The following is a 23,864-nucleotide window of genomic DNA, read 5'->3' as shown; positions in this document are numbered from 1 at the left end:
ATCCGGGGCGCCTTGCGCCGGGGCGGGGCCCGAAGCCTGGCCGGCATTCCGGTCCGAGCCTTGATCCTTGCGTTGGCCTACGGGATCGCTGGTTTGCCGCCCAGTGTCGCCGCCTTTGGGAGATTCGCTGTCAGGGGAGGCGTTCCCGGGCCGAGGTTCTGTTGCCATGCGTCCACTCCGTCGAAGGCAAGTTGCACTTCCGATGCAATGAGCACTAACCATGCCAATCGCGATGCCTTGCCGCGGCGGGCCCCGTGGCGCGGCGTTCTGCGGCGGGCGACCCGGGTCTCCGGCCGGTTTTACATGGACGTTGTAATTCATTGGGCCCGGGCGGGCCGCATCTATAGCCGCATCTATAGCTTTTGACGCCCCCGCTGTTGCAGCCTCGCTGTCGCTCACTAAGCTGGCTCGCACCCGGCCGAACGGCGACGTCACGCCGCGCCCGGCTCCTGTCATGGACACGTCCGATCCCGCTGCGAAAACCCTCCAGCCCGACCCCCCTTCCAATTTTCCGTTGCGCCGGCGCGTCACCGCGCTGCTGCTGGCCAGTACCGTGCTGCTGCCGCTGTGCCTGCTCGCCGGCTGGGGCTGGCTGGCGCTGCGCGATGCGTTTGCCGATGCCGAGCGCCAGTGCGCGCTGCTGGCGCGGGTGGTGCAGGAGCACGCCAGCAAGGTGATGGAGAGCAATCGGCTGGCCGACCAGCGCCTGCGCGATCTGACCGCGCAATGGAGCAACGCGGACATTCGGCACCACGAGCTCGAACTGCATCGCCGCATGGCGCGCATGGGCCACCGTCTGCCGCAGGCATTTGCGCTGGCGATTTTCGGCGACGACGGCACGCTGCTGGTCAGCAGCCTGCTCTATCCGGCGCCGGCGCTCAATATCGCCGGACGCGAGGACTATCGCGCGATCATGGTGGAGCGCGAGCCCTTGCACCTGTCGGCGGTGCTGATCGGTGGCGTGATCCCCGAGCCCGTGTTCAAGGCCAGCATGCCCCGCATGCACGGCCATCAGCTGGCCGGCATCGTCTCGATCTCGTTGCGGCCCGCCTATTTCGCCGACTTCTACCGGCAGTTGCTCGAACACACCGACGGCTACCGCGCGGCGCTGGTGCGCAGCGATGGCGCGGTGCTGACCGCGTATCCATGGCCGGACCCGGACGCCGCGCGCTTCGCGGCCACGGTCAGCCGCGGGCGCGACAACGATGGAGCGCAGCGGATCGAGCGGGCCGACGGCCATGCGTGGCTCGTGACGGTTCATCCCGTCGGCGACGGCGTCGCCAGCGCCATGGTCAGCGTGCCGTATCGCGCGGTCTATCGCGCCTGGTGGCGGCGCATGGCGCCCGCCTCGCTGGCTGCCGCGATGGTTTCCGCGGTGCTGTGTCTGTCGTTGTGGAGCGCGCTGCGGCGCATTCGCGCCGAGGAGGCGGCGCGGCGGCGCTGGCGCGAGGAATGCGCCCGGCGCGAGCAGCTGGAGAAGCGCTACCGCCAGTCGCGCAAGTTCGAGGCGATGGGGCAGTTGATCGGCTCGGTCGCGCACGACTTCCGCAATGTGCTGGCGGTGATTTCGGCCTATACCGACGTGCTGCTGTTGCGCCCGGGTGTGGCCGGCAATGCCGAGCGGGCCGACCGCACCGGTCGCACCGACCGCATCGACCGCATCGATCGCATCGATAGGACCAACAGGACCGCGCTGGCCGGCATCCGCAAGAGCCTGGCCAGCGGTGCGCTGCTGGCGGACCGCCTGCTCGGCGTCGTACGGCGGCGCGAGCATCGCAGCGAGGTCATCGCGCTGCACGAGGAGTTGCTGCAATGCGATCCGCTGATTCGCGCGACGCTCGGCCCGGGCATCGCGTTGCGATATGCGGTCAGTCCCGATTGCCTGCCGGTTCTTGCCGACCGCTGCGAGCTGGGGCTCGCGCTGTTGAACCTTGCGGCCAACGCGCGCGATGCCATGCCGGAGGGCGGCGTGCTTGAAATCGGCGCCGCCAATCTCGGGGCCGCCTATGGCGGCACGGCGACGCTGCCGCCGGGGCTGGCGCCGCGTCCGCGGAAACGGAAGGGCGCCGATGGCGCCGATCGCGTCGATCGCGCCGACGACGATCGAACTGAAGAGACGGGCGAAGACCTCTCCGACGACGGCTCGGATGCCGCGACGCCGATGCGCGGCGTCTACGTGAGGCTCTGGGTCAGCGACAGCGGCATCGGCATGCCGGCCCATGTCGCGGATCGCGCGCTGGAACCGCTGTTCACTACCAAGCCGGACGGGGTCGGCACGGGCCTTGGCCTGAGCCAGGTCAGCGACTTCTGTCGCGAGGCGGGCGGGGCGGTCACGGTGCGCTCGGCCCCTGGCCAGGGGACTACGGTGACGCTGTTCCTGCCGGCTTGCCCGCCGCCTTCGCGCGCGTGAACTGGCGCGGGCCCAGCGGTTTGCCAGCGCCCAATACCCTCTCCCCCGGCCCCTCTCCCGCAAGCGGGAGAGGGGAGAAGGCAAGCGGAAGAGCGAGAAGGCAAGCGGAAGAGCGGAGAAGGCAAGCAGACGAGCGGAGAGGGCAAGCGGAAGAGCGAGAAGGCAAGCGGGAGAGGGGAGAAGGCAAGCGGAAGAGCCATCGCGCTGGCGACACCGTGCTCCCTCTCCCGCTTGCGGGAGAGGGCTGGGGAGAGGGCGGGGGCGCGTCCGTTGGCTCGGCGGTTTGGTCAGCGCTCGCGCTGCTGTGCCAGTGCGTGATAGCGGGCGATCTGCGCCAGCGCGAATTCGGCGGCGGCCTCGCGGACCTCGTTGCGGCCGCCGCGCAGGCGCACCGTTTCCGAGAATGCCACGGTGCGGCCGTTGCCGCGTCCGGTCTCCCTGAAGATCCAGGCAAAGCATTGCGTGCCGGGCGGCGTGCCGTCGTCCCCCTGGCCATCGGCAATGCCGGTATTGGCGATCGCCAGATTGGCATCGGTCAAGGCCAGCACGCCGCGCGCCATGGCCAGCGATACCTCTTCGCTGGTCAGGCCGTAGCGGCGGATCGTTTCCGGCGATACGCCGAGCACGCGATGCTTGATCGCGGGGGCATAGGCGACCACCGCGCAGCGCAACGCGTCGCCGCAGCCGGGCACGTCGGCGATGCGCGCCGCGATCAGTCCGGCCGTGCACGACTCCGCGGTGGCCAGGCGCAGGCCATGCCGCAGCAGAAAGCGTGCGGCCTCCTCATGGGCATTCATCTCGTTTTCCTCCCGAGTTCACGACGGTGCGTGTGCAGATTCCATGCCATCGGCATCGCTGGTCATTTCTGCACGCTTTGCCAGGTGGCGTGCGGCGGACATCGGGAAAGTGTGTAAAAAGCGGCTCGCGCATGAAATTCCGCACGCCGCAGCCATGCCGGCAGCGCGCCTGAGCGACGGCCATACGGGGCGATGCAGCCAACATCGCCGGCGGTATGGATATTGCGTCTTGGCTCCAAGCCGCAGGTCGCACAGCGCTCAGCGCTCGGGCCGCGGCGATCCGATGCAAACCGGAGCACAAGGAGTCGAGGCATGCAGCAATCCACCAGCAATCCGCGAGAACGCAGTGTCACCGGGGCACCGTTTGCCGCACCGGGGACCCGCACCGACCGGTCTGGCGACGAGGTGCGCAGCCGCAGTGCCGATCCCGGTCAGAGCAGTTACGGCGGCTTCAAGAACGAGAACCCGAGCTACCAGCGGCAGGGCGATGCCGGCCGAGAGTCCGGCCAGTCCGCCGGTCAATCCGCTGGTCAATCCGCCGGCCAGCGTGCCGGCAGCCGCCTCAGCTATTCGGACGATCGCATTCTGGATCGGGTCTGCGAGCGTCTGTGGCGCGCCGGGCTCGATGTCAGCGAGGTATCGGTCCGCGTCGAAGGCGGGCACGTCACGCTCGAAGGTCAGGTCGGCAGCCGCACGGCGCGCCGGCAGATCGAAGAGTGTGTCGATGCGTGCCAGGGCGTGGCCGATATCGAGAACCGGATCCGGGTCGCGCCGGATCGCAGCGAGTCGCAGGCCTGATGGCGGCGGCAGACTGATTTGAAACAGGGCTCGGCCGTGCCTGTACGGCGATACGCCGATATGCCGATACGCCCACACAGCAATCCCCACCACGATAAAAGGAGTTTCGAATGGACAAGTCCAAGATCCCGAGCGCACAACGTGCCGCGCTGAGCCTGCTGCTCGACGACCATCGCAACGTCAAGAAACTGTTCAAGTCGTTCGAGAGCGCGAAGGAGCGTTCCGAAAAGGAGCAGATCGCGCAGCAGACCTGCCATGAGCTGACCGTTCACGCGCAAATCGAGGAAGAAATCTTCTATCCCGGCTTGCGCGGGGTCCACGAGAAACTCGACGAGATGCTCGACGAAGCGAAGGTCGAGCACCAGGTCGCCAAGGACCTGATCGCGGCGATCGAAGGCGATCTGAGCGGCGAGATGCTGGAGGCCAACTACAAGGTGCTGTCCGAATACGTCAGCCACCACGTGCAGGAAGAGGAGAACGAACTCTTCAAGATGGTCATCAGCAAGAACGTCGAGCTGGGCGAGATGGCCGAGCAGATGGCCGCCCGCAAGGAAGAATTGATGGGGGCGATGGCGTAACCGCTCGCCTTGCTGTTGACGCCCCCGCGCACGCGGGGGCCAGTGGCCTGGCAGCGTTCGCACCGCTCACCCGGCCACTTGCATGGCCACTCACAGAGCTATCAAGAGCCGCTCACACGGCCATTAAGCCGCTGGGTTCCCGCGCTCGCGGAAACGTCAAACCAATCGGCCTTTGCGCGCCTCCCAGGCGCGCTTGTCACACCTTGTGATGGATCGGGCCGGGCGCCGGGGGCAACGGCGCGCCGCGCTCTCCGCGCTCGCCAGGGTCCGGCGTGTTGATTGCATCCGCCGCCTCGGTCCCCGCGATCGGGCTGCCCGGTTCGCTGGCGTCGGCCGCTTGCAGATCGTTGTAGACCCCGAGGATCCCGGGCCCGATGGCGGCCGCCTTGGCGATGCGCTCGGCGGTCGCCAGATCCGCCACGCGTCCGCGCAGCCGGATGCGCTTGTCCTCGATGCCTACCTCGATTCCATCCGGCACGGCGCCGCCGAATTCGTCGGCGATATGGTCGCGCGCCTGCCGGAGCAGGTCGTCGTCCTGCGCGGCGGTGTCGGTGCCGGTCGGCGGAGCGGGTTGGGACGGGTTGGAGTTGGCCATGGGCGTGCTCGCTGAATCAGAACAGAGAAGAAGGGCGCGCGCCGTTGCCAGAACGCGCCCGACGAATCGCGTAATGCCGAATCGCGCAATGCCGCATCGGCTGGTGCCGAATCGGGTAGTGCCGCCGCGCCATCATCGCTGCGCGATGCCGCTTCGCCATGTCATGGTGCGGGTCGCCATCGACTTGCCCTGGGACAGGCGTTCTTCGAGCATCGGCAGCGTACGTTTGGCGAAGGCCCGCAGCGCCGGATCCTTGCCGATCTCGGCCTGCCGCTGGAACAGCGCCAGCGCTTGCCGATTGGCGTCGACCGCGACGATCTGCACGAACATCCGATCGAACTCGGCGCCCTTGAGCGAGCGCAGCTTGGTGACCTCGGGCGCCTCGGGCAGCCGCTGTTCCGGCTGCACGCCCTTACTTTGCGCGATGCGCGCCAGTTCCGCCGCGAGCGCCCGGTAATCGCGCGCGGCGCCGCGCGCGTAGGCCAGCAGCGTCGGATCGGCGGAGACCTCGAGCGCCATGCTGGCGGTCTCGACCCCCATCGCGGCGGTCAGGATCGCTTCGTCGATAAAGCGAAGGTCGTCGGTCGACAACGACGTCGCCGGCGGCCTGGATGCGCCCGTGGGCGGGGTGGCCAGCGGCGAAGCCGCGCCGGGCTGCGCCGGCGCCGGCCCGGCGGCAAGCGCAGTGGAGAGCGCGGCGGCGGCCAGCAGCAGCCGGGTGGTGATGCGCGGCGTGGCCATGCGCGAGTTCGATCCGATTGTCGTCATCGCCGATCTCCATCGACGGACACCGCCGGCCATCGAGCGCCGGTGGCGTCCATCAGCTGTCGGACTTGTGGTCCGGCTTGCCCTTCTGCGGCGTCGATGCCATATCGTGCAGTTCCTTCTCGTTCATCGACTTGTACATCGACTTCGACGCGCCCTTGAGCTCGCCGACCTTCTTGTCGCCACGTTTTGCCGACAGCGCCGCGCCGGCCGCCATTTGCTGCGATTTCGATTTGGCTGGCATCAGTTCCTCCATCGCGTCCAGTAGTTCATCGGCTGGTGCAATCTTGCAAGCCTTGTAAATCCCGGTCGTTGCCGCGGCCTGCGGACCGGTCGCAGGCAAGCGGCATTCGACCTCAGCGGGACGGCTGCGCGGGTTGCGAAACGCCCTGGAGCGCCTCGCCTGTCCCGCCGGTATCGCCCGTCTTCACTGCCAGATCGCCCAGCGACACCATGCCGACCAGATGATGATCCTTGTCGATCACGGCAAGGCGGCGGACCTGATGGGCCGCCATCTTTTCGCGCGCCGTATCGATCGACTCGTCCTCGCTGCACCATTGCACGTCCTGCGACATCGCCTGGGTCACCTTGGTGTTGGCCGGGTCGGCGCCCGCGGCGGTGCAGCGTACCGTGATGTCGCGGTCGGTGACCATGCCGGTCAGCCGGCGCCCGTCGCAAACGGGCAGTGCGCCGACGTCGAGCTGGGCCATTAGCTCGGCCGCGCGCTTGATGGTGTCGTCCTCGGTCAGGAAGGCTGGCTGTGCGGTCATCACATCGCGTAGAACGCCGCCTGACCGCTGGGCGTCGTCACCTTGTGTCTGCGTTGCCATCGTCTGTCTCCTTGCGGATAGTTGGCGCCGCGTGCGCTTCGCACGCGTCCCACAGTTTCGCAAGATGCGTTCCAGATCGCCTGCCGGATGACGGCGCCGTGACACCGCCGCGCGCGACCGAACGCCGCGGCGGTACGGTTCTTGCGCAGTGCCATGGATACGGGCGCGCATCGCGCCGGACCACCTGCAGGAGATCGATATGCGAAACGAATCCATGCGACGCAATCGGCCAGCGCAATCCTGGCCGGGCTACGATCAACGTGACGATGGCTGGAGCGACAACCGCTCCGAACGCTGGGCCCAGGACGACTGGCAGGCGGAGTCGGATGGCAACGATTGGGAGTCGCGCTCGCGGCGCGCGCGCCTGACGCCTTATCAACTGAGCGAAGGCGGCCCGCCGCGCGGTGCGTTCGAGGACGACGATACCTATGGCACCGGCTATGGCGGCGAAGCCGGCCGGCAGGGCCAGCAGGGAAGGCAGTACAGCAGCAGCAGCGGCAGCAGCGGCTATGGCGAGGGACGCTACGGCGGTGAGCAATACACCAGCGGTCAGCCAGGCCGCAGTCAATACGGACGCGCTCAAGGTGGCGGCCAGTATGGGCGGAGCCAGTACGGGCGCGAGTATGGCGGTGGAGGGTACGGCGGCGAGTCCGGCCATGGCTCCGAATATGGGTCGGAGTACGGTGGCCAGTATGGTGGTCAATACGGGCGCCGATCTGGCGGCGGGTATGGCGCCGAATACGGCCGCGGCCACGAACGCGGCGATTGGCGCGGCCGCGGCGAATCGTCGACCCGCCGCAATGAATACCGCACCGACCCCTGGCAATCCGGCTATTCCGGCGCCGCGGCGCTGGAGTCCGGCACGGGGCCCTCGTACGGCACCGGCACGCGTGGCGACGAGTGGAGCGAGGAAGACGAGCGCTACGGTGGCACGACCACATGGCGCGGCGGCCAGCGAGCGGGCATGCGCAATCGCGACCAGGACTGGCTGCGCGAAGCCGAACGCAGCAGCGGCTACAGCAATATGGGAACGTCGACCTACGGCTGGGACCGTTTCGACGACGACTGGCCCGGCCGCAACTATGCCGTGCCGGAACACCGCTATGGCGGCGACTATCGCGACGAATGGTCCGGCCACGAGGCCGGCCGCCAGTCCGCTGGCGAGCTCAGTTATGGCGGCGGCTACGGCGGCTACGGCGGCTACGGCAGCGATGGCGGTTACGGGCGCAACGAGCGCTACCAGCGTGACGAGCATGACGAGCGTGACGAACGTGACGACGATCGCGAGCACGGTCCCCTGTACAACATCGGCCGGCGCATCGGCGAGGCGGTCAGCGAATTCTTCGGCACCGACGATCGGCCGCAACGCCGGGTCGGCCCGAAGGGCTACCGCCGCAGCGACGAGCGCATCCGCGAGGCGGTGTGCGAACGGCTGGCCTATGCCGAGGGCCTCGATGTCAGCGAAGTGACGGTCGACGTCAACGGCGGCATCGTCAAGCTTGGCGGCACCGTGCGCGACCGCCGGGAGAAGTACGACATCGAGGACCTGGTCGACAATGTCTTCGGCGTGACCGACGTGGAGAACGATATCCGCGTGCGCCGCGACAGCGGCGAAGCCCCGGCGAAGATGGACGACCTGAAGGGCTGGACGCCGGACTGACGCCGGGAAGGCGCCGAGAAGGCGCCGGGAACGGGGCGGCGAAGGGGCGGATACCGGCGCGAGGGCAGCAGGCTCGCTCGCCCGCCGCCCCGCCCAACGTGCGCCACCGCACGCGTGTCAGACAGCCGCCGATGGCGCCGCGCTACCCCGTGGGCAATACTGCGCCCACAACAGGGAGGGCGCCATGACCGCCAACGAGGGTTTCATCGCCGCCAACCGGACGGCGGCACAGCCCGATGCCGGCGCACCGGCATCGGACCGGTCCAATGCCGTTAAATCGCGCGCGCCATGGTGGCAGCCGGGCGTCTATTGCAGCGCGCCGGCCGTATTTCTATGGATTGCCTCGCGGTTGCCGGAAGAGATGCTGGCCCAGCTGTTCCGCGGCGCATCGATGCCGCTGGTGCTCAATCAGCTCGGCGACGCGCTGTTTTTCTGCGGCTGGGTCATCAGCGCGATCCTGCTGTGGGGCAGCCGCCGCCAGCCGCCCGCGGCCTGACCCCATTCCATTTCAGCTTCGCCAGCCTACGAGGCCGTACCGGCTTCGTCGCGTCTGAGCACGCGCAGCCGCAGCACGCCGGGCAGCGCCGCCAGCTCGCGTTCCAGGTCGGCGGAGGGCGCCTTGTCCAGATCGGTGACGACATAGCCGGTGGTGCCGCGCGTTTCCAGATGCTGGCCGGCGATATTGATGCCTTCGCGCGCCAGCAGCGTGTTCAATGCAGCCAGCGCGCCGGGCGCGTTGCCATGGACGTTCAATAGCCGCGCAGGGCAATCGACCGGCCCCGGATCGACCTCAGGGAAGTTCACTGCGCCGATAGTCGCGCCGGTGGTCAGGTAATTGACCAGCTTGGCGGCTACCTCGACGCCGATGTTTTCCTGCGCTTCCTCGGTGCTGCCGCCGATATGCGGGGTCAGCAGGACGTTGGGCAGATTCTGCAGTTCGCTGACGAACGCATCCTTGTTGTTCTTGGGCTCGCTCGGGAACACGTCGATCGCGGCGCCGCCCAGCCGCCCCTCGCGCAGCGCCTCGGCCAGCGCGGGAATATCGACCACGCTGCCGCGCGAGGCGTTGATCAGCATCGCGCCGCGCTTGAAGGCGGCCAGCACGGAGGCATCGATCATGTTGCGCGTGCGCGGCGTCGCCGGTACGTGCAGCGTCACCACGTCGGCATGCGCGACGGCGTCGGCGAGCGATCCGGCCGCCTTGGCCGAGCCCAGCGACAGCCGCGGCTGCACGTCGTAGTAGACCACGCGCATGCCCATCGCCTCGGCCAGCACGCCGACCTGCGAACCGATATTGCCGTAGCCGACGATGGCCAGCGTCTTGCCGCGCGCCTCGAAGGCGCCGGCCGCGCCCTTGGCCCATTTGCCGGCATGCGCCAGCGTGTTCTTCTCGGGAATCCGGCGCAGCAGCATCACCGCTTCGCTGACGACCAGCTCCGCTACCGAACGTGTATTCGAGAAGGGCGCGTTGAATACCGGAATGCCGGCCGCGGTGGCGGCGGCCAGATCGACCTGCGAGGTGCCGATGCAGAAGCAGCCGATCGACAGCAGCCTCGTTGCGTGGCCGATGTCTTCGGCGTGCAGATGCGTCGCGGAGCGAATGCCGACCAGTTCGTTGGCGGCCAGGACTTCGCGCAGTTCGCCGCCGGCAAGAGCCCCGGCGCGGCGGTCGACCTGCAGTCCGGCCTCGGCGAGCCTTTCGCTGGCGCTTTGATGAATGTTCTCGAGCAGCATTACCTTGGTCATCGCGGCCTCATGTGACGGTCGTGGTGGGCCCGACGGTGTCGGTGCAGCGCTCTATCTTGCCTCAACTTCGACAGGGCAGTGAGGTAGGCGACGATTTGCGGCGCGCCGGCCGGGCCGGCATCGGACCGCGTTCGGCGGCCTTGGCGGCGATGGAGGTGACCGATGCCTTCGCCGCGCGCTCCGGCGGCGTGGAGGATTTGGACGAATTGGAAGGATTGGACGAATTGGACGGCTTGGACGGCTTGGACGGTTTGGCAGAGGCGCCCAGCATCGCGTGGGCGCGGATCAGCGGCGTTTCGTCTTCGCTGGTGTCGTCGTGCTGCGCATGGCGGCGATCGCTGAATTCGTTCAGGTTGACCTGCATCCGCTGCAGCAGCGTCGACAGCATCGCGCGTTCCTCGGTGCTGAACGGGCCGACCGATACCGAATGCAGGGCCTTGATCGACTGCGCGATGCGCTGCACGCGCGCACGCCCGGCTTCGGGAACGACGGGCTGCGCCTCGGGCAGGGCGGGACCGCAGGTCATGCCGGCACCATCGACGAAGGCGATCCAGTGATCGCGATGCAGTTCGGCCAGCAAATGCTCGCCCATCTCGACGTCGATCAGGATCGCGCCCAGATACGGACGATGCCGGACATAGTCGCCGCGTGCGATGGCACGCAGCAGGATCCATTTGACGTAGGTCAGGCCCGAGGCCGACAGCGTCGTGTCGAGCGCGCGCTGCCAGGCCTTCATCGCCTCGACCAGGGCCACGATCGTCGGTTCTCCTGCATCACCGCGGTGCAGCGTCATCCATGTCTCCGTGTCATGTTTTTGAACGGCGTAACGTACACGAAAACCATGGCAGTTCGAGGACAACTAAGGGAAATCGAGGACAAGGATCCCCCTCGATATGACGGCTGCGTCGCAGGTTTCAAGCCGCTGCCATCGCCGTCTCGCGATGACCGACCGGCCGGTCGTCGATTGGCCAGTGCAGCACGACCGCGCCGAGCCCGACCACGATCGCGCCCATCCACACCAGATCGTAGGAGCCGGTCCGATCGAACAGATAGCCGCCCAGCCAGACGCCGAGGAAGGAGCCGAGCTGATGGCCGAGAAAGACGAAGCCGAACAGCGTGGCGACATAGCGGGTGCCGAACACCTGCGAGACCAGGCCGCTGGTCAGCGGCACCGTGCCGAGCCAGACGAAGCCCATCACCGCGGCGAATACGAAGACGCTGACGGTGGACAGCGGCACCAGCAGGAACAGCGCGATCGCCGCGGTGCGCAGCAGATAGATGCCGGCCAGCGCGCGATGCCGCCGCACATGGTTGCCGAGCAGACCGCACAGATAGGTGCCGGCGATATTGGCCAGCGCGATGATCGCCAGCGCGATCACCGCGTCGCGCGCAGACAGCCCGCGGTCGAGCAGATAGGCGGGCAGATGCGAGGCGATGAAGGCGAGCTGGAAGCCGCAGGCCAGAAAGCCGATATTCAGCAGCCAGAAGCCGCGATGCCCGCACGCCTGACGGATCGCGGCGCGCATCGATTGCCGATTGCCCTGCGCACCCGCTTGCGCCGCGTTTGCTGTCTCCGTGGCCTGCGCGGCCTGCGCGCCGCGCTCGCGCAGCGGCCATACCAGCGGCAGGGCCACCAGCGCGCAGGCGGCCATCGCCCACAGCGCGGTACCCCAGCCCATTCGCTCAATCCCGGCCTGCACGGCCGGCACCAGCAGGAACTGGCCCAGGCCGCCGAAGGAGCCCGCCACGCCCAGCGCCCAGCCGCGCCGCTGCGCGCTGACCAGCCGGCTCAGCGCGGCGAACACCACGCCGAAGGTCGTGCCCGACAGCGCCAGGCCGAGACAGATGCCGGCGCTCCAGACGAAGGCGGCGCTGGTCGTTGCCTGCGTCATGGTGTAGAGCCCCAGCGCATACAGCAGCAGGCCGGCCAGCATCACGCGTGCCGAGCCGAAGCGGTCGGCGATCATGCCGGCGAAGGGCTGCGCCAGCCCCCATACGAGGTTCTGCACCGCCATGGCGAAGCCGAAGGCCTCGCGCGTCCAGCCGCGTTCCATCGTGATCGGCAGCAGGAACAGGCCCTGCACATGGCGCATGCCGAGCGCGAGGCCGAGAATCAGGCCGCCGGCCACCACCAGCACCAGGGGATCGGTGGCGGACAGCCGGGGAGCGGGCGGCGCGGCGCCGAGGGAAGAGCGGGAACGGGACATGGTCGTGACGGCCTTCGAATGAGCGGTTAGCATGCGGTGAATCCACCGGATTCCATTAAGCCGGCTGCATGCAGGCAGCTCAATTGATTTGTTCGTCCGTTCGCATGCGCAGTAGGAATGCCATACGGGAAAGATCGCCATGCAGAATCTCGTCAGCTTGCCGTCGCTCGATCTGCTCAAGGGCTTTGTCGCCGTGGGCCGGCGCATGAGCATCACGCTGGCGGCCGAAGATCTGTGCCTGACCCAGTCCGCGGTCAGCCGGCAGATCAGCGCGCTGGAGGCGCAACTCGGCGTGCCGCTGCTGGTGCGCCGGCATCGCGCGATCGCGCTGACCGCCGCCGGCGAGCGGCTGTTTCGCAGCGCCAACGCCGCGGTCCAGCAGATCCAGGACGTAGTCGGCGAACTGCGTGTCCAGGTGGCCCAGCGTCCCGTCACGCTGACCGCCAGCGTCGGCGTCACCGGACTATGGCTGCTGCGGCGGCTAGGGCGGCTGCAGCAGGCGCACCCGGGGCTGGAATTGCGGCTGTCGGCCAGCAACCGGATCGCGGACCTGCGCGCCGAGCAGATCGATCTGGCGATCCGCTACTGCGCCGCTGACCACGCGCCGCCGGGCGCGATCGCGCTGTTCGGCGAGACCATCGTGCCGGTGGCCCATCCCGCGCTGGGCGTCGCGGCGATCGACAGCGTGCAGGCGCTGCAGGGCCTGAATCTGCTCGAGCTCGACGACGACACCAATCCGCGGCTGCGCTGGCGCCACTGGCTGGAGGAACGCGGCTGGCATGGCGCCCGGCCGCGCGCGATGACGCAGTTCAATCAATACGATCAGGTGATCCATGCCGCGCTGGCGGGGCAGGGCGTCGCGCTGGGACGGCTGGAACTGATCCGCGATCTGCTCGACGACCGGCAACTGGGCGTGGTGGCCGCGCCGCCCCCACCCCCGCCGCCCGTTGCGGGCGACAGCTTCGGCTACTGGCTGATCCAGGCGGAGGAGCGCCCGCGTCCGGATGTGCTGAAGGTGGTGGCGTGGATTCGGGCCGAGGCGGCGGGGCATCGGATCGATGACTCGCATGGGGCGGCGCAGGCGGTTTAGCGCGGCCTGGACGCGAGTCGGGGTTTTTCCGAGTCCGGCGGTGGGTCTCTGTTGAGCGCTGGCAAAATACTGTATAAACATACAGTATCCGAAAGCGAGTTTCTCCTGCGCTTCGGAGCGCACAGAGAGACCTTAAAGCACCATGATTGCGTTATCGCCTGCCGTCACTTCACCGCCTTCCTCCCCGGAACCGCCCTTGGATCGTCAGCGCGCGCTGGCCGAACTGGAGCGGCACCATCCCGACCTGTGGCGGGCCGGCCAGCTCGGCCGCGCCGCCTCGCTGCCGGTATGGCCGACCGGCTACGACGCGCTGTCGGCACAACTGCCGGGCGGTGGCTGGCCGGTCGGCGCGGTGACCGAGCTGCTGGTGCCGGACCACGGCGTCGGCGAAGTGCGCCTGTTGCGGCCGGCCCTGCAGTCGCTGACCGAGGCCGGGCGCCGGCTGATCTGGATCGGCGCGCCGCATGCCGTCAATGCGCCGGCGCTGGCGGCCTGGGGTTTGCCGGCGCGCCAGGTGTATTGGGTGCGGGCGGGCGAGGGGATCGCCGGGGGCGCTGCCGAAGGCACCAGAAAGGCGGTTGGCCGTGCCGGTGCCCGGGGCGGCCGCGCCGCCGCCCAGGCCGCGCAACAGGCCGACCTGCTGTGGGCCGCCGAGCAGGTGCTGCGCAGCCAGGCCTTCGGCGGCGTGCTGGTGTGGCTGCCGTCGGCTCGGCCCGAGGCGGTGCGGCGTCTGCAGGTGCTGGCCCAGGCCAGCGAGGCGGTGGTCTGGGTCTGCCGTCCCGCCGCGGCCCTGCGCGAATCGTCCCCGGCGGTGCTGCGGCTGCTGCTGTCGCCGCTGCCCGGCAATGCGCTGTCGATCGTCTTTCACAAGCGGCGCGGACCGGTGCGCGATACCCCGCTGATCCTGCCGCTCGGCACGATGCCGGCGGTGCCGGCGGGGCGCTCGGCAGTGTCCGAACCTGCCAACGAAACCGCCCCCCAAGCTGCCGACGAAGCCGCCAACGAAGCCGCCAACGAACCCTTCCACGAGTCCGACCATGCCGTTCTGGATCGCGGTGCATCTGCCGCGCCTGCCGCTGGACGCGCTGCACCCCATCTGGCCTGACAGCGGGTCCGTCAGCGCCGGGAGCATCGGCAGTCATGGCAGCAATGGCAGCATCGGCGGCACGCTCAGCCATGCGGTGCCCACGGTCGTGCTGGAGCAGGAGCGGGTGGTGCTGGCCAACCGGCCGGCGATGGCGCTGGGCGTGTCCGCCGGCATGCGACGCGGGGGCGTGCAGGCGCTGTCGGCGGAGATCGTGCATCTGGAGCGCGATCCGGCCGCCGAGGCGCAACTGCTGACCGCGGCCGCGCTGGCCCTGCTGCGTTTCACGCCGCAGGTCACGATGGACGAGGAACTCGGCCCCGCCACCATCGCGCTCGACGTGACCGCCAGCCTGCGCCTGTTCGGCGGCCATCGCGCGCTGTGCCGCGCGGTGCGCGCCTGCGTGCGCAGCCTCGGCACCTTCGCCCAGATCGGCTGCGGCACCACCGCCCATGGCGCCGCCTGGCTGGCCGCAATGCCGCTGCGGCTGGGACGCCGCGGCCAGGTGCTGCGCCCCGCGCGGCGCGCGGTGCGGGCGCCGCGGATGGCGCGGCTGCTGGACCGGCTGCCGGTCGAGATGCTGGCGAGCCTGGCCGATCCCCGCTGGCTCGATGGCATCGGCTGCCGCACCGTCGGCGAGGTCCGCTGGCTGCCGCGCGCGGGATTGCAGCGCCGGCTCGGCACGGAACTGCTGGCGCGGCTCGATCAGGCCTATGGCGAGACGCCGGCGCGCCTGAGCTGGTTCACGGCGCCGCCAACCTTCGCCGAACGGATGGAACTGGCGGGGCGGACCGAGTCGGCTGCCGGCGTGCTGGCCGGCGCCCAGCGGTTGCTGCAGGCGGTGACGGGCTGGCTGACGGCGCATCAGGCCGGCGTCACGCGCTTCGTGCTGCGGCTCGAGCACGAGCGCCAGCGGCGCGATGCCGCCATCGCCGCCACGCCAGTGACGGTCAGCCTGGCTCAGCCCAGCCGCGATCCCGTGCATCTGTCGCGGCTGCTGCAGGAAAAGCTCGACCGGCTGCAGTTCGACGCGCCAGTGGTCGGCCTGATGCTGAAGGTCGACACCGTGGCCGAATGCCTGCCGCAGAGCGACACGCTGTTTCCCGAACCGGGCGGCGGGCAGGCGGAACTCGGCCGCGTGCTCGATACCCTGGTGGCGCGGCTGGGCCGCGAGAACGTGCTGCAGCCGCATCCGCTGGCCGACCATCGGCCCGAATGCGCCAATCGGTGGCGGCCGGTCGACGAAGGGGGCACGGGTCGCGCCGATGCTTCGCCGCGCGCTTCGATGCGCGTTTCGATGGTGTCGGCCGATGGGGCTGCCTTGCCCGACCGCCCGCTGTGGCTGCTGGAACCGCCGCTGCGCCTGCCGGTACGCCGGCATCGCCCCTGCCACGGCACCCCGCTGACGCTGCTGTCCCGGCCCGAGCGCATCGAGTCAGGCTGGTGGGACGGCGCCCTCGCCACGCGCGACTACTTCATCGCCGAACGCGGCGACGGCCTGCGCTGCTGGGTCTACCGCGAACGGCCGGGGCGCGAGGGGGACGAGGAGGGGGAGTACCGGTGGTTTTTGCAGGGGTTGTTTGGGTGAGGAGAGCACGTATGTTCTCCGCCGAGGGGCCTCAATGCACTTCCGCGACTTGCTATCGCCCGACTGTTGGTATATCTTTTTGATATACATCAAACAGGAGGGTAGCGTGGAAACCGCAAAGATCTTCTGGTCCGGCCGCTCCCAGGCCGTCCGTCTGCCAAAGGACTTTCGCTTCGAGAGCGCCGAAGTTCGCATTCGCCGCCACGGCAATGCGGTCATTCTCGAACCCATCGCCGACGATTGGAAATGGCTCGATCAGGTCGTCGGTCCCGTCGACGAAGACTTTGTGCAGGCGGTCAACGAGCAGCCGGCTGAACAGGATCGCCCCGAGCTGGATTTTTTCAAGTGAGATATCTGCTCGACAGCAACGCCGTGATCGCCATCATGAAAGGCCACACCGGCGTCCTTTCGCACCTGCGCCAGCATCAGCCCCGAGATTTTGGCATCCCGTCAATCGTGGCGCATGAGCTCTTCTATGGAGCGTACAAGGGACAGCGCACTGCCGAAAATCTGGCCCGAGTGGAGGCATTGCAGTTCGAAGTCCTGGATTTCGACCGTGAGGATGCACGCCATGCGGGGGAATTGCGGGCGATGTTGGCAGCCGCCGGCACACCCATAGGACCGTACGATGTCCTGATCGCAGGGCAAGCAATCGCCCGAAAGCTCACGCTGATTACGCACAATGTGAGGGAGTTCCAGCGTGTGCCTGGTATCTCGGTAGAAGATTGGGAGTCCTGAAAAATACGTCGGGACTGGTTACGGTGCCTCTTCAGTGGCCTCCTTCGGGAGGCTTTTTCATTGGCCGCCGTGCTGGCATGGGGCGTGATGTGCCTTGCCTTCTCGAAGGCAAATACTGTATAAATATACAGTACCCATCCAGGGCATTCCCCCCGCAGTGCTGTGTCACAAGCTCCACCCCCGCCCTCGTTTTCCCCGTCGTCGCTGCCGCCAGCGCTGGCGTCGCTGCTGCTTGGCAGCCTGCCTGACTACGCGGAGCTGCACTGCATTTCCAACTTCACCTTCCTGACCGGCGCTTCCCATCCCGAGGAACTGATCGAGCGTGCGCTGGCGCTCGGCTACCGCGGGCTGGCGTTGACCGACGAGGCGTCGGTGGCCGGCACGGCGCGGGCGCATCACGCGCTGAAGACCCTGCGCGAGCGGACCCGCGAGGCGGTGGAGCGCAGTGCGGCGCGGCTGGCCAGGATGGCTGCCGGTGCCTCACCCGATGAAGCGGACGACGATGACGAGGACGACGATGACGACAACGAAATGTGGCTCGCGGCGCCATCGTCAGGCCCGGGGGCAGCCGCTGCCCTGGCCGATTCGCCGGCAGGCGGGGCGGTCCAGCCGGAGTTCCTGCGCCGGCATGCGCGCCTGCTGGCCCGGGCCGAGGCGGCCGAAGCCTTCCGGCTGCTGATCGGCAGCCGCATGACGCTGCAGGCGGGCGAGGGCGGTCTGGGTTTGCAGCAGCAGGGCGTCCCATCCGGTATCCGCCTGATCCTGCTGGCGCAGGACCGCGAGGGATTCGGCAACCTGTGCGAACTGATCACGCTCGGACGCCGGCGCGCGGACAAGGGCAGCTACCAGCTGTACCAGCACGACATCAGCGATCCCGCTTCGGAAGAGGCGCATCTGCGCGGCATGCCGCATTGCCTGGCGCTGCTGCTGCCGGACTACTGCGCCGATCTCGAGACGCTGCGCGCGCAGGCGCAGTGGTGCCGCGCGACCTTCGGCGAGCGCGTGTGGATCGCGCTGGAACTGCTGCAGGAACATGCCGACGCGCTGCATCGCGAGCGCCTCGAGGCGGTGGCCGCGGAAACCGGCGTGCCGCTGGTGGCTGCGGGCGCGGTGCAGATGCATGTGCGCTCGCGCAAGCCGCTGGCCGATGTGCTGACGGCGATCCGGCTGGGCCAGCCGCTGGGCGCCTGCGGCACGGCGCTGGCGCCCAATGCCGAGCGTCATCTGCGCATGCGGCAGCGGCTGTCGCGGCTCTATCCGCGCGAGGCGCTGGCGCAGACGGTGAAGATCGCCCAGGCCTGCGACTTCTCGCTCGATGCGCTGCGCTACGAGTACCCCGAGGAACTGGTGCCGAAGGGCCACACGCCGAGTTCCTACCTGCGCCAGGAGACGATGGCCGGCGCCGCGCAGCGCTATCCCGACGGCGTCCCCGCCACGGTGCGGCAGCGGCTGGAGGAAGAATTCGCGCTGATCGAGGAAAAGGGCTACGAGCATTTCTTCCTGACCGTCTACGACATCGTCCGCTTTGCCCGCAGCAAGGGCATCCTGTGCCAGGGCCGCGGCTCGGCCGCCAATTCGGTGGTCTGCTACTGCCTGTACATCACCGAGGTCAGCCCCGAGCAGACCAATCTGCTGTTCGGCCGCTTCATTTCGCGCGAGCGCGATGAGCCGCCCGATATCGACGTCGACTTCGAGCACCAGCGGCGCGAGGAGGTGATCCAGTACATCTACGAACAGTACGGCCGCCATCGCGCGGCGCTGGCCGCGACGCTGATCACCTATCGCGCCCGCAGCGCGCTGCGCGACGTGGGCCGCGCGCTCGGCATCGACCCCGGCGTGGTGGAGCAGGTGGTCAAGGGGCAGGCGTGGTGGGAGAGCGGGCATACCTTCGTCGAGCGCATCGCGCGCTACGGGCTCGACCCCGATTCGCCGGCGGTGCGCCAGTGGGCCAGCCTGGTGACGCAGCTGCGCGGCTTTCCGCGCCATCTGTCGCAGCATGTCGGCGGCTTCGTGATCGCACGCGACAAGTTGTCGCGGCTGGTGCCGATCGAGAATGCGGCGATGGAGAAGCGCAGCGTGATCCAGTGGGACAAGGACGATCTCGAATCGCTGGGCCTGCTGAAGGTCGATGTGCTGGCGCTCGGCATGCTGACCGCGATCCGCCGCGCATTGGCGATGATTCCGAATCCGAATCCCGCGCATCCGCAGCTGCCTTGCCGCATGGAGGACATTCCGCAGGACGACGAGGACACCTACGAGATGCTGTGCAAGGCCGATACCATCGGCGTGTTCCAGGTCGAGTCGCGCGCGCAGCAGTCGATGCTGCCCAGGCTGCAGCCGCGGCGCTACTACGACCTGGTGGTCGAGGTGGCCATCGTGCGGCCGGGGCCGATCCAGGGCGGCATGATCCATCCCTATCTGAAGCGGCGCGAGATGGTCCGCCGCACCGGCAAGCTGCCGACCTATCACAACGAGGTGATCCGCCGCGTGCTGGGCCGCACGCTGGGCGTGCCGATCTTCCAGGAGCAGGTGATGCAGCTGGCCATCGACGCGGCCGGCTTCACGCCGGGCCAGGCGGACCAGCTACGCCGCTCGATGGCCGCGTGGCGGCGCAAGGGCGATCTGAAGCGCCACCAGGACGCGTTGATCAAGGCGCTGACGCGCAACGGCTATCCGGAAGCGTTCGCGCAGGCGATCTGCAAGCAGATCGAAGGCTTCGGCGAATACGGCTTCCCGGAGAGCCATGCCGCCAGCTTCGCCAAGCTGGTCTATGTCAGCGCCTGGATCAAGCACCATCATCCGGCGGCCTTCCTCTGCGCCTTGCTGAACAGCCAGCCGATGGGCTTCTATTCGCCGTCGCAGCTGGTGCAGGACGCGCGCCGCCATGACGTCAAGTCGCTCCCGCCCGACGTGACGGTCAGCGGCTGGGAAAGCGTGCTCGAGAACGACGCGGTGCGGCTCGGCCTGAACCGGGTCAAGGGCATGCGCGAGGCCGCGGCGCTGCGGATCGAACGGGCCCGGCTCGAGCGGCCCTTCGCCAGCGTCGAGGACCTGGTGCTGCGTGCCGGACTCGATCGCCACGATATCGACGTGCTGGCCGCGGCCGATGCGCTGCGCTCGCTGGCCGGGCATCGCCGCCAGGCCCGCTGGCAGGCCCGCGCCGCGGCGGTGCAGGCCGCGCATCGCGATCTGCTGCACAGCGCGCCGCCGGCCGAGGGCGCCCTCGCGCTGCCGGCGCCGAAGCTGGGGCAGGAACTGGTGGACGATTACGCCAGCCTGGGCCTGTCGCTGAAGGCCCATCCGTTGACGCTGCTGCGCCGGCGGCTGGCGGCGATGGGCTATGCCACCGCGCGCGACCTGGCCCGGCTACCGAATGGACGGCGGGTGCAGGCCTGCGGCATCGTCACCGTGCGCCAGCGGCCCGGCACCGCCAGCGGCACGATCTTCTCGTCGATCGAGGACGAGACCGGTTCGATCAACGTGATCCTGTGGCCGGACCTGGTCGACCGCCAGCGCAAGGAGGTACTGGGCGCGGCCTTGCTCGGCGTGGTCGGCACCTGGCAGCGGCAGGGCGAGGTCCGGCATCTGATCGCGCAGGAACTGGTCGATCTGAGCCCGCTGCTGGGCCGGCTGGTGGCGGGCAGCCGGGATTTTCATTGACGGTCTTGAAGCCGCTGGGCCCCCAGCTTCGCGGGGGCGACGCACAGCGAACGATGTCGATCGCCACCGCGTCGTCCCCGCGGGGACCCAGTGGCTCTCAACGCTACGTCGAAGGCCCTTCAAACGCCGGCCCCAGCGGACGCAGCCGCAGTCCCGCCGGCAACTTCTTCCATAGCAGATCGGCCGGATCGGCCAGCAGCGGACCCGGCGCCTTGGCCACCAGCACGGCTTCGGCGATCGGCTGGAAGTCGGCGCGGAAATGCACCGAGCTCTTGTTGACCAGGATCTTCATCCGCTCCGGCTCGACGCCGGCCATCCGGTACAGATTGCGGTCCAGCATCTGGGCCTTGCCCGAGCTGACCACCACGTGCACGCCGCCGATGGTCAGTCGCGCCGCCGGGCCGACGTCGACGTCCATGCCATTCATCATCGGACCGTCGAAGCGGCAGCGGCCGTCGGACAGCTGCGCAACGCGGAAGGTCGCCTCGAACGGCGCGTCGCCCGGCACGCCGGACTGGCCGCCGAGCGCGATCGTGATGTCGCTGCCGAGGCCGGCGGCATGCGCGGCGCGCACCGCCTCGGGATCGACCAGCAGGCCGATCGCGGCGTCGGTCGCACCGGCACGCACCAGCGCGCGCAGCATGCCGGTCGTGTTCGAGTCGCCGCCGGCGCCCGGGTTGTCCTGCGTGTCGGCGATCACCACGGGACGGCTCGCCTGTTGCGACAGCCGCATCGCTTCCTGCACCGCCTCGTCCGGCGTCAGGAACGGCACGGCCCAGTGCGCCTCGCGCGCGACGATGGCCTCGGTCAGCGTGGCAACCGCCTGCTCGATGCGCGCCGCGTCGTCGCCATAGCCCCAGACCACGCCGCCGCATTCGGCGAAGTCCGCCGCCGGAAAGCCGGGCGCGAACGACAGCGACACCACGCCGTCGAGTTCGCGTTCGAGCTCGCCCAGCAGCGCGTAGATGCCGTTGGCCGGTTCCAGGAAGGTGCACTGGCCGTTGATCGGGATCAGGAAGGGCAGGCGCCGCGCCGCACGATGCAGCGGCCGGCTGCCATTGCTGCCGTTGCTGCCGTTGCCGTTGCCATTGCCCAGCAAACGCTGCAGCAATTGCGCCGCGCGCGCGCCGGTGTCCGCCATGTCGACGTGCGGATAGGTGCGGAAGGCGACCAGCGCATCGGCGCTGTCCAGCATGCGCTGCGTCACGTTGGCATGCAGGTCGAGGCTGGCGACGATCGGCACGCCGGCGCCCACCAAGGCCCGCAGCCGCGCCAGCAATTCGCCTTCGCCGTCGTCGTGCGCGTCGGTGACCATCGCGCCGTGCAGGTCCAGGTAGATCGCGTCGGGCCGCTGCGTACGCGCGGCGTCGACGATCTCGCCGACGATGCGCTCGAACGCGTCGGTGGCGACATGCGCCGAAGGGCTGGCGCCGGCCCAGATCACGGGCACCAGTTCCGCTTCCTGGTGTGTCAGCTCGCCGATCGCACGGATGAAACCGCCCGCCGGAATATTGACGTCGCGCAGCGCGAGCACGTCCGCGCCGCGCACCATCGCGGGAAAGCCTTCGCCGCGGACGAAGTTGTCGTAGTGGGCCTTCGACGGTGCGAAGGTATTGGTCTCGTGCTGGAAACCGGCGAGCAGGATGCGCATGGGTCGGTAGTCGGTCAAATCGAAACGGAGAAACGAGGCATGGAGGCAAGCGGGCCACGGCATGCATCAGCGCACCGCGGCGGGCATCAGCGCACCGCGGCAGGCATCAGTGCACCGCGGCGGCCGCGCGGTCCTTCGGCAGCCGGTTGAGCAGGATCGCCAGGCCGCCGGCGGCCAGCAGCGCCACCATCGCCAGCAGCCCGCCTTCGAGCGAACCGGTCAGATCCTTGACCGCGCCGATCAACGTCGGGCTGACGAAGCCGCCAAGCAGGCCCAGGCTGTTGATCAGCGCGATGCCGCCTGCCGCCGCCGTGCCCTGCAGATATTCGGAAGGGATCGCCCAGAACACCGTGTAGGCCGCCCACATCGCGGCCGTGGCGACGGTGATGCTGATCAGCGACAGCGTCAGGTTGTCCGCGGTGAAGGCCGCGATCGCCAGCGTGGCGGCGCCGACGAAGGCCAGCGTCGCGCTGTGCCAGCGCCGCTCCTGGCGGCGGTCGGAACTGCGCGCCGCCAGGAACATCAGGATCGCGGCAGCCACGTACGGCAGCGCCGAATACATGCCGATCGCCATCGTGCTGGTCACGCCTGCCCCCTTCAGGATCGTGGGCAGCCAGAAGCTGACCGCGTAGATGCCGCTGATCAGGCAGAAGTAGCCGAACGCCAGCGCATAGATGCGCGGATCGCGCAGCACGGTGGCAAAGCTGTGATGGCCGCCGCCGGCGCGTGCGGCGCCGATGTCATGCGCCAGCAGCCGGCGCTCGTGGTCGGACAGCCAGCGCGCCTGGGCCGGCGTGTCGTCCAGGAAGAAGTAGGCCACCACGCCGAGCAGCACGCACGGCAGCCCCTCGATCAGGAACATCCATTGCCAGCCGGCCAGGCCATGCGAGCCGGCCAGCGCGGTCATGATCCAGGTCGACACCGGGCCGCCGGCCATGCCGCCGATCGGGCCGGCCAGCATCACGATCGCCATCACGCGCGCCATGCGGGCGCCGCCGTACCAGTAGGTCAGATAGAAGATCATGCCGGGCGCGAAGCCGGCCTCGAACACGCCCAGCAGAAAGCGCAGCGCGTAGAAGCTGTGCGCGTCGCGCACGAACAGCATGCATGCCGAGGTGGCGCCCCACAGCACCATGATCCGGCTGATGGTCTTGCGCGCGCCGATGCGCGCCAGCAGCAAATTGCTCGGCACCTCGAACATGACATAGCCGAGGAAGAAGATGCCGGCGCCCAGCCCGTAGACCGCGTCGCTGATGCCGACGTCCTGCTGCATCTGCAGCTTGGCAAAGCCGATGTTGACGCGGTCCAGATAGGCGAACACATAGCAGAGCAGCAGGAAGGGCAGCACGCGCAGGCTGATCTTGCGATAGATCGGCGCGAGCGCGTCGGGCGTTGCGGCCATCGTGTCCGATGGATTCCACGAGGTGGTGGTCTGTTGCATCGATGTCTCCGGGTGCCACAGGCACGGTGCGGGGTTGGCAGGACGGGCGCTTGTTCTGATTGGGTTGCTGTCGTTGTGCTGTCGTTGTGCTGTTGTTGTCCCGTTGCGGCCGGCGCTGTCGGTATGGGAAGCGCCGGCCTTCGCGCATTGTTGCCAACGCGGCCGTTGAGGAACAATAGCCATCGCTGTACGATTCCGTTGCTTTCTGGTCAACGCTGGGGCGCGC

At 68.7% G+C, this 23,864-nt stretch carries 20 protein-coding genes and 1 pseudogene; 11 read left to right on the top strand and 10 right to left on the bottom strand.

From position 1 onward, the window contains the following. Nucleotides 1-454: 454 nt before the first annotated feature. Nucleotides 455-2,410 (top strand): ATP-binding protein, encoded by a 1,956-nt coding sequence (locus tag HTY53_RS02515; protein WP_174104826.1) that lies wholly within the window; start codon nt 455-457, stop codon nt 2,408-2,410. 287 nt (nt 2,411-2,697) lie between these two features. Here the strand turns inward: HTY53_RS02515 and HTY53_RS02510 are convergent, their stop codons facing one another. Continuing rightward, nucleotides 2,698-3,207, bottom strand: a complete 510-nt coding sequence (locus HTY53_RS02510; protein WP_174104825.1) for a CinA family protein — start codon at nt 3,205-3,207, stop codon at nt 2,698-2,700. A 312-nt stretch (nt 3,208-3,519) separates the two neighbouring features. On the opposite strand from HTY53_RS02510, the gene HTY53_RS02505 reads away from it, so the two are divergent. Together HTY53_RS02505 and HTY53_RS02500 are read left to right on the top strand one after the other, a co-directional pair. After that, on the top strand, nt 3,520-4,005 hold the full coding sequence (locus tag HTY53_RS02505) for a BON domain-containing protein (RefSeq protein ID WP_174104823.1): 486 nt from the start codon (nt 3,520-3,522) through the stop codon (nt 4,003-4,005). 110 nt (nt 4,006-4,115) lie between these two features. Continuing rightward, nucleotides 4,116-4,583, top strand: coding sequence for a hemerythrin domain-containing protein (locus HTY53_RS02500; protein WP_174104821.1), 468 nt, complete (start codon nt 4,116-4,118; stop codon nt 4,581-4,583). A 196-nt stretch (nt 4,584-4,779) separates the two neighbouring features. On the opposite strand, the gene HTY53_RS24880 is transcribed toward HTY53_RS02500, so the two are convergent. The 4 genes from HTY53_RS24880 to HTY53_RS02480 all read right to left on the bottom strand — a co-directional run bounded on the left by HTY53_RS24880 (nt 4,780) and on the right by HTY53_RS02480 (nt 6,713). Continuing rightward, complete coding sequence (locus tag HTY53_RS24880; protein ID WP_174104819.1) at nt 4,780-5,178, bottom strand: BON domain-containing protein; 399 nt, start codon at nt 5,176-5,178, stop codon at nt 4,780-4,782. A gap of 132 nt (nt 5,179-5,310) precedes the next feature. After that, nucleotides 5,311-5,946: a DUF4142 domain-containing protein gene (locus tag HTY53_RS02490; RefSeq protein WP_174104817.1), complete on the bottom strand. Its 636-nt coding sequence runs from the start codon at nt 5,944-5,946 to the stop codon at nt 5,311-5,313. A gap of 52 nt (nt 5,947-5,998) precedes the next feature. Then, nucleotides 5,999-6,187, bottom strand: coding sequence for a DUF3008 family protein (locus tag HTY53_RS02485; protein ID WP_174104816.1), 189 nt, complete (start codon nt 6,185-6,187; stop codon nt 5,999-6,001). 112 nt (nt 6,188-6,299) lie between these two features. Beyond that, nucleotides 6,300-6,713, bottom strand: a complete 414-nt coding sequence (locus HTY53_RS02480) for a CBS domain-containing protein (RefSeq protein WP_238512478.1) — start codon at nt 6,711-6,713, stop codon at nt 6,300-6,302. Nucleotides 6,714-6,972: 259 nt separating this feature from the next. On the opposite strand from HTY53_RS02480, the gene HTY53_RS24690 reads away from it, so the two are divergent. After that, the gene (locus HTY53_RS24690; protein ID WP_254599755.1) at nt 6,973-8,433 is read left to right on the top strand and encodes a BON domain-containing protein; all 1,461 of its coding nucleotides are present in this window, start codon (nt 6,973-6,975) and stop codon (nt 8,431-8,433) included. A 184-nt stretch (nt 8,434-8,617) separates the two neighbouring features. Further along, on the top strand, nt 8,618-8,929 hold the full coding sequence (locus tag HTY53_RS02470) for a hypothetical protein (RefSeq protein ID WP_174104812.1): 312 nt from the start codon (nt 8,618-8,620) through the stop codon (nt 8,927-8,929). 26 nt (nt 8,930-8,955) lie between these two features. Here the strand turns inward: HTY53_RS02470 and serA are convergent. The 3 genes and pseudogenes from serA to HTY53_RS02455 form a co-directional block, all read right to left on the bottom strand. After that, nucleotides 8,956-10,182 (bottom strand): annotated as a pseudogene (serA, locus tag HTY53_RS02465) (phosphoglycerate dehydrogenase); the annotation flags it as partial. A gap of 58 nt (nt 10,183-10,240) precedes the next feature. Continuing rightward, nucleotides 10,241-10,972 carry a hypothetical protein gene (locus tag HTY53_RS02460; RefSeq protein ID WP_174104810.1) on the bottom strand — a complete coding sequence of 244 codons (732 nt, stop codon included), beginning with the start codon at nt 10,970-10,972 and terminating at the stop codon, nt 10,241-10,243. A 121-nt stretch (nt 10,973-11,093) separates the two neighbouring features. Beyond that, complete coding sequence (locus tag HTY53_RS02455; protein ID WP_174104809.1) at nt 11,094-12,386, bottom strand: MFS transporter; 1,293 nt, start codon at nt 12,384-12,386, stop codon at nt 11,094-11,096. Between the two features lie 139 nt (nt 12,387-12,525). Between HTY53_RS02455 and HTY53_RS02450 the strand changes: the two genes are divergently transcribed. From HTY53_RS02450 to HTY53_RS02425, 6 genes are all read left to right on the top strand, one after another. After that, nucleotides 12,526-13,476, top strand: coding sequence for a LysR substrate-binding domain-containing protein (locus HTY53_RS02450; protein WP_174104808.1), 951 nt, complete (start codon nt 12,526-12,528; stop codon nt 13,474-13,476). 142 nt (nt 13,477-13,618) lie between these two features. Beyond that, nucleotides 13,619-14,581, top strand: coding sequence for a damage-inducible protein (locus HTY53_RS02445; protein WP_174104807.1), 963 nt, complete (start codon nt 13,619-13,621; stop codon nt 14,579-14,581). Further along, nucleotides 14,514-16,148 (top strand): Y-family DNA polymerase, encoded by a 1,635-nt coding sequence (locus HTY53_RS02440; protein ID WP_174104806.1) that lies wholly within the window; start codon nt 14,514-14,516, stop codon nt 16,146-16,148. Before HTY53_RS02445 ends, HTY53_RS02440 begins: the two co-directional genes overlap by 68 nt. Nucleotides 16,149-16,254: 106 nt before the next feature. Beyond that, complete coding sequence (gene vapB / locus HTY53_RS02435) at nt 16,255-16,497, top strand: type II toxin-antitoxin system antitoxin VapB (protein ID WP_006577142.1); 243 nt, start codon at nt 16,255-16,257, stop codon at nt 16,495-16,497. Then, complete coding sequence (locus HTY53_RS02430) at nt 16,494-16,886, top strand: type II toxin-antitoxin system VapC family toxin (RefSeq protein ID WP_174104805.1); 393 nt, start codon at nt 16,494-16,496, stop codon at nt 16,884-16,886. Before vapB ends, HTY53_RS02430 begins: the two co-directional genes overlap by 4 nt. A 225-nt stretch (nt 16,887-17,111) precedes the next feature. Beyond that, complete coding sequence (locus HTY53_RS02425; protein WP_438820919.1) at nt 17,112-20,546, top strand: error-prone DNA polymerase; 3,435 nt, start codon at nt 17,112-17,114, stop codon at nt 20,544-20,546. Between the two features lie 103 nt (nt 20,547-20,649). Here the strand turns inward: HTY53_RS02425 and HTY53_RS02420 are convergent, their stop codons facing one another. Continuing rightward, nucleotides 20,650-22,197 carry a M81 family metallopeptidase gene (locus HTY53_RS02420; protein WP_174104804.1) on the bottom strand — a complete coding sequence of 516 codons (1,548 nt, stop codon included), beginning with the start codon at nt 22,195-22,197 and terminating at the stop codon, nt 20,650-20,652. A gap of 106 nt (nt 22,198-22,303) precedes the next feature. Further along, on the bottom strand, nt 22,304-23,638 hold the full coding sequence (locus tag HTY53_RS02415) for an MFS transporter (RefSeq protein ID WP_438820917.1): 1,335 nt from the start codon (nt 23,636-23,638) through the stop codon (nt 22,304-22,306). Nucleotides 23,639-23,864 lie beyond the last annotated feature (226 nt).

It is taken from the genome of Cupriavidus gilardii, from assembly GCF_013314895.1.
GTDB classification, from domain to species: Bacteria; Pseudomonadota; Gammaproteobacteria; order Burkholderiales; family Burkholderiaceae; genus Cupriavidus; species Cupriavidus gilardii_C.
Note: the sequence above shows the minus strand (reverse complement) of the source record. Positions and strands in the feature narration are given on the sequence as shown.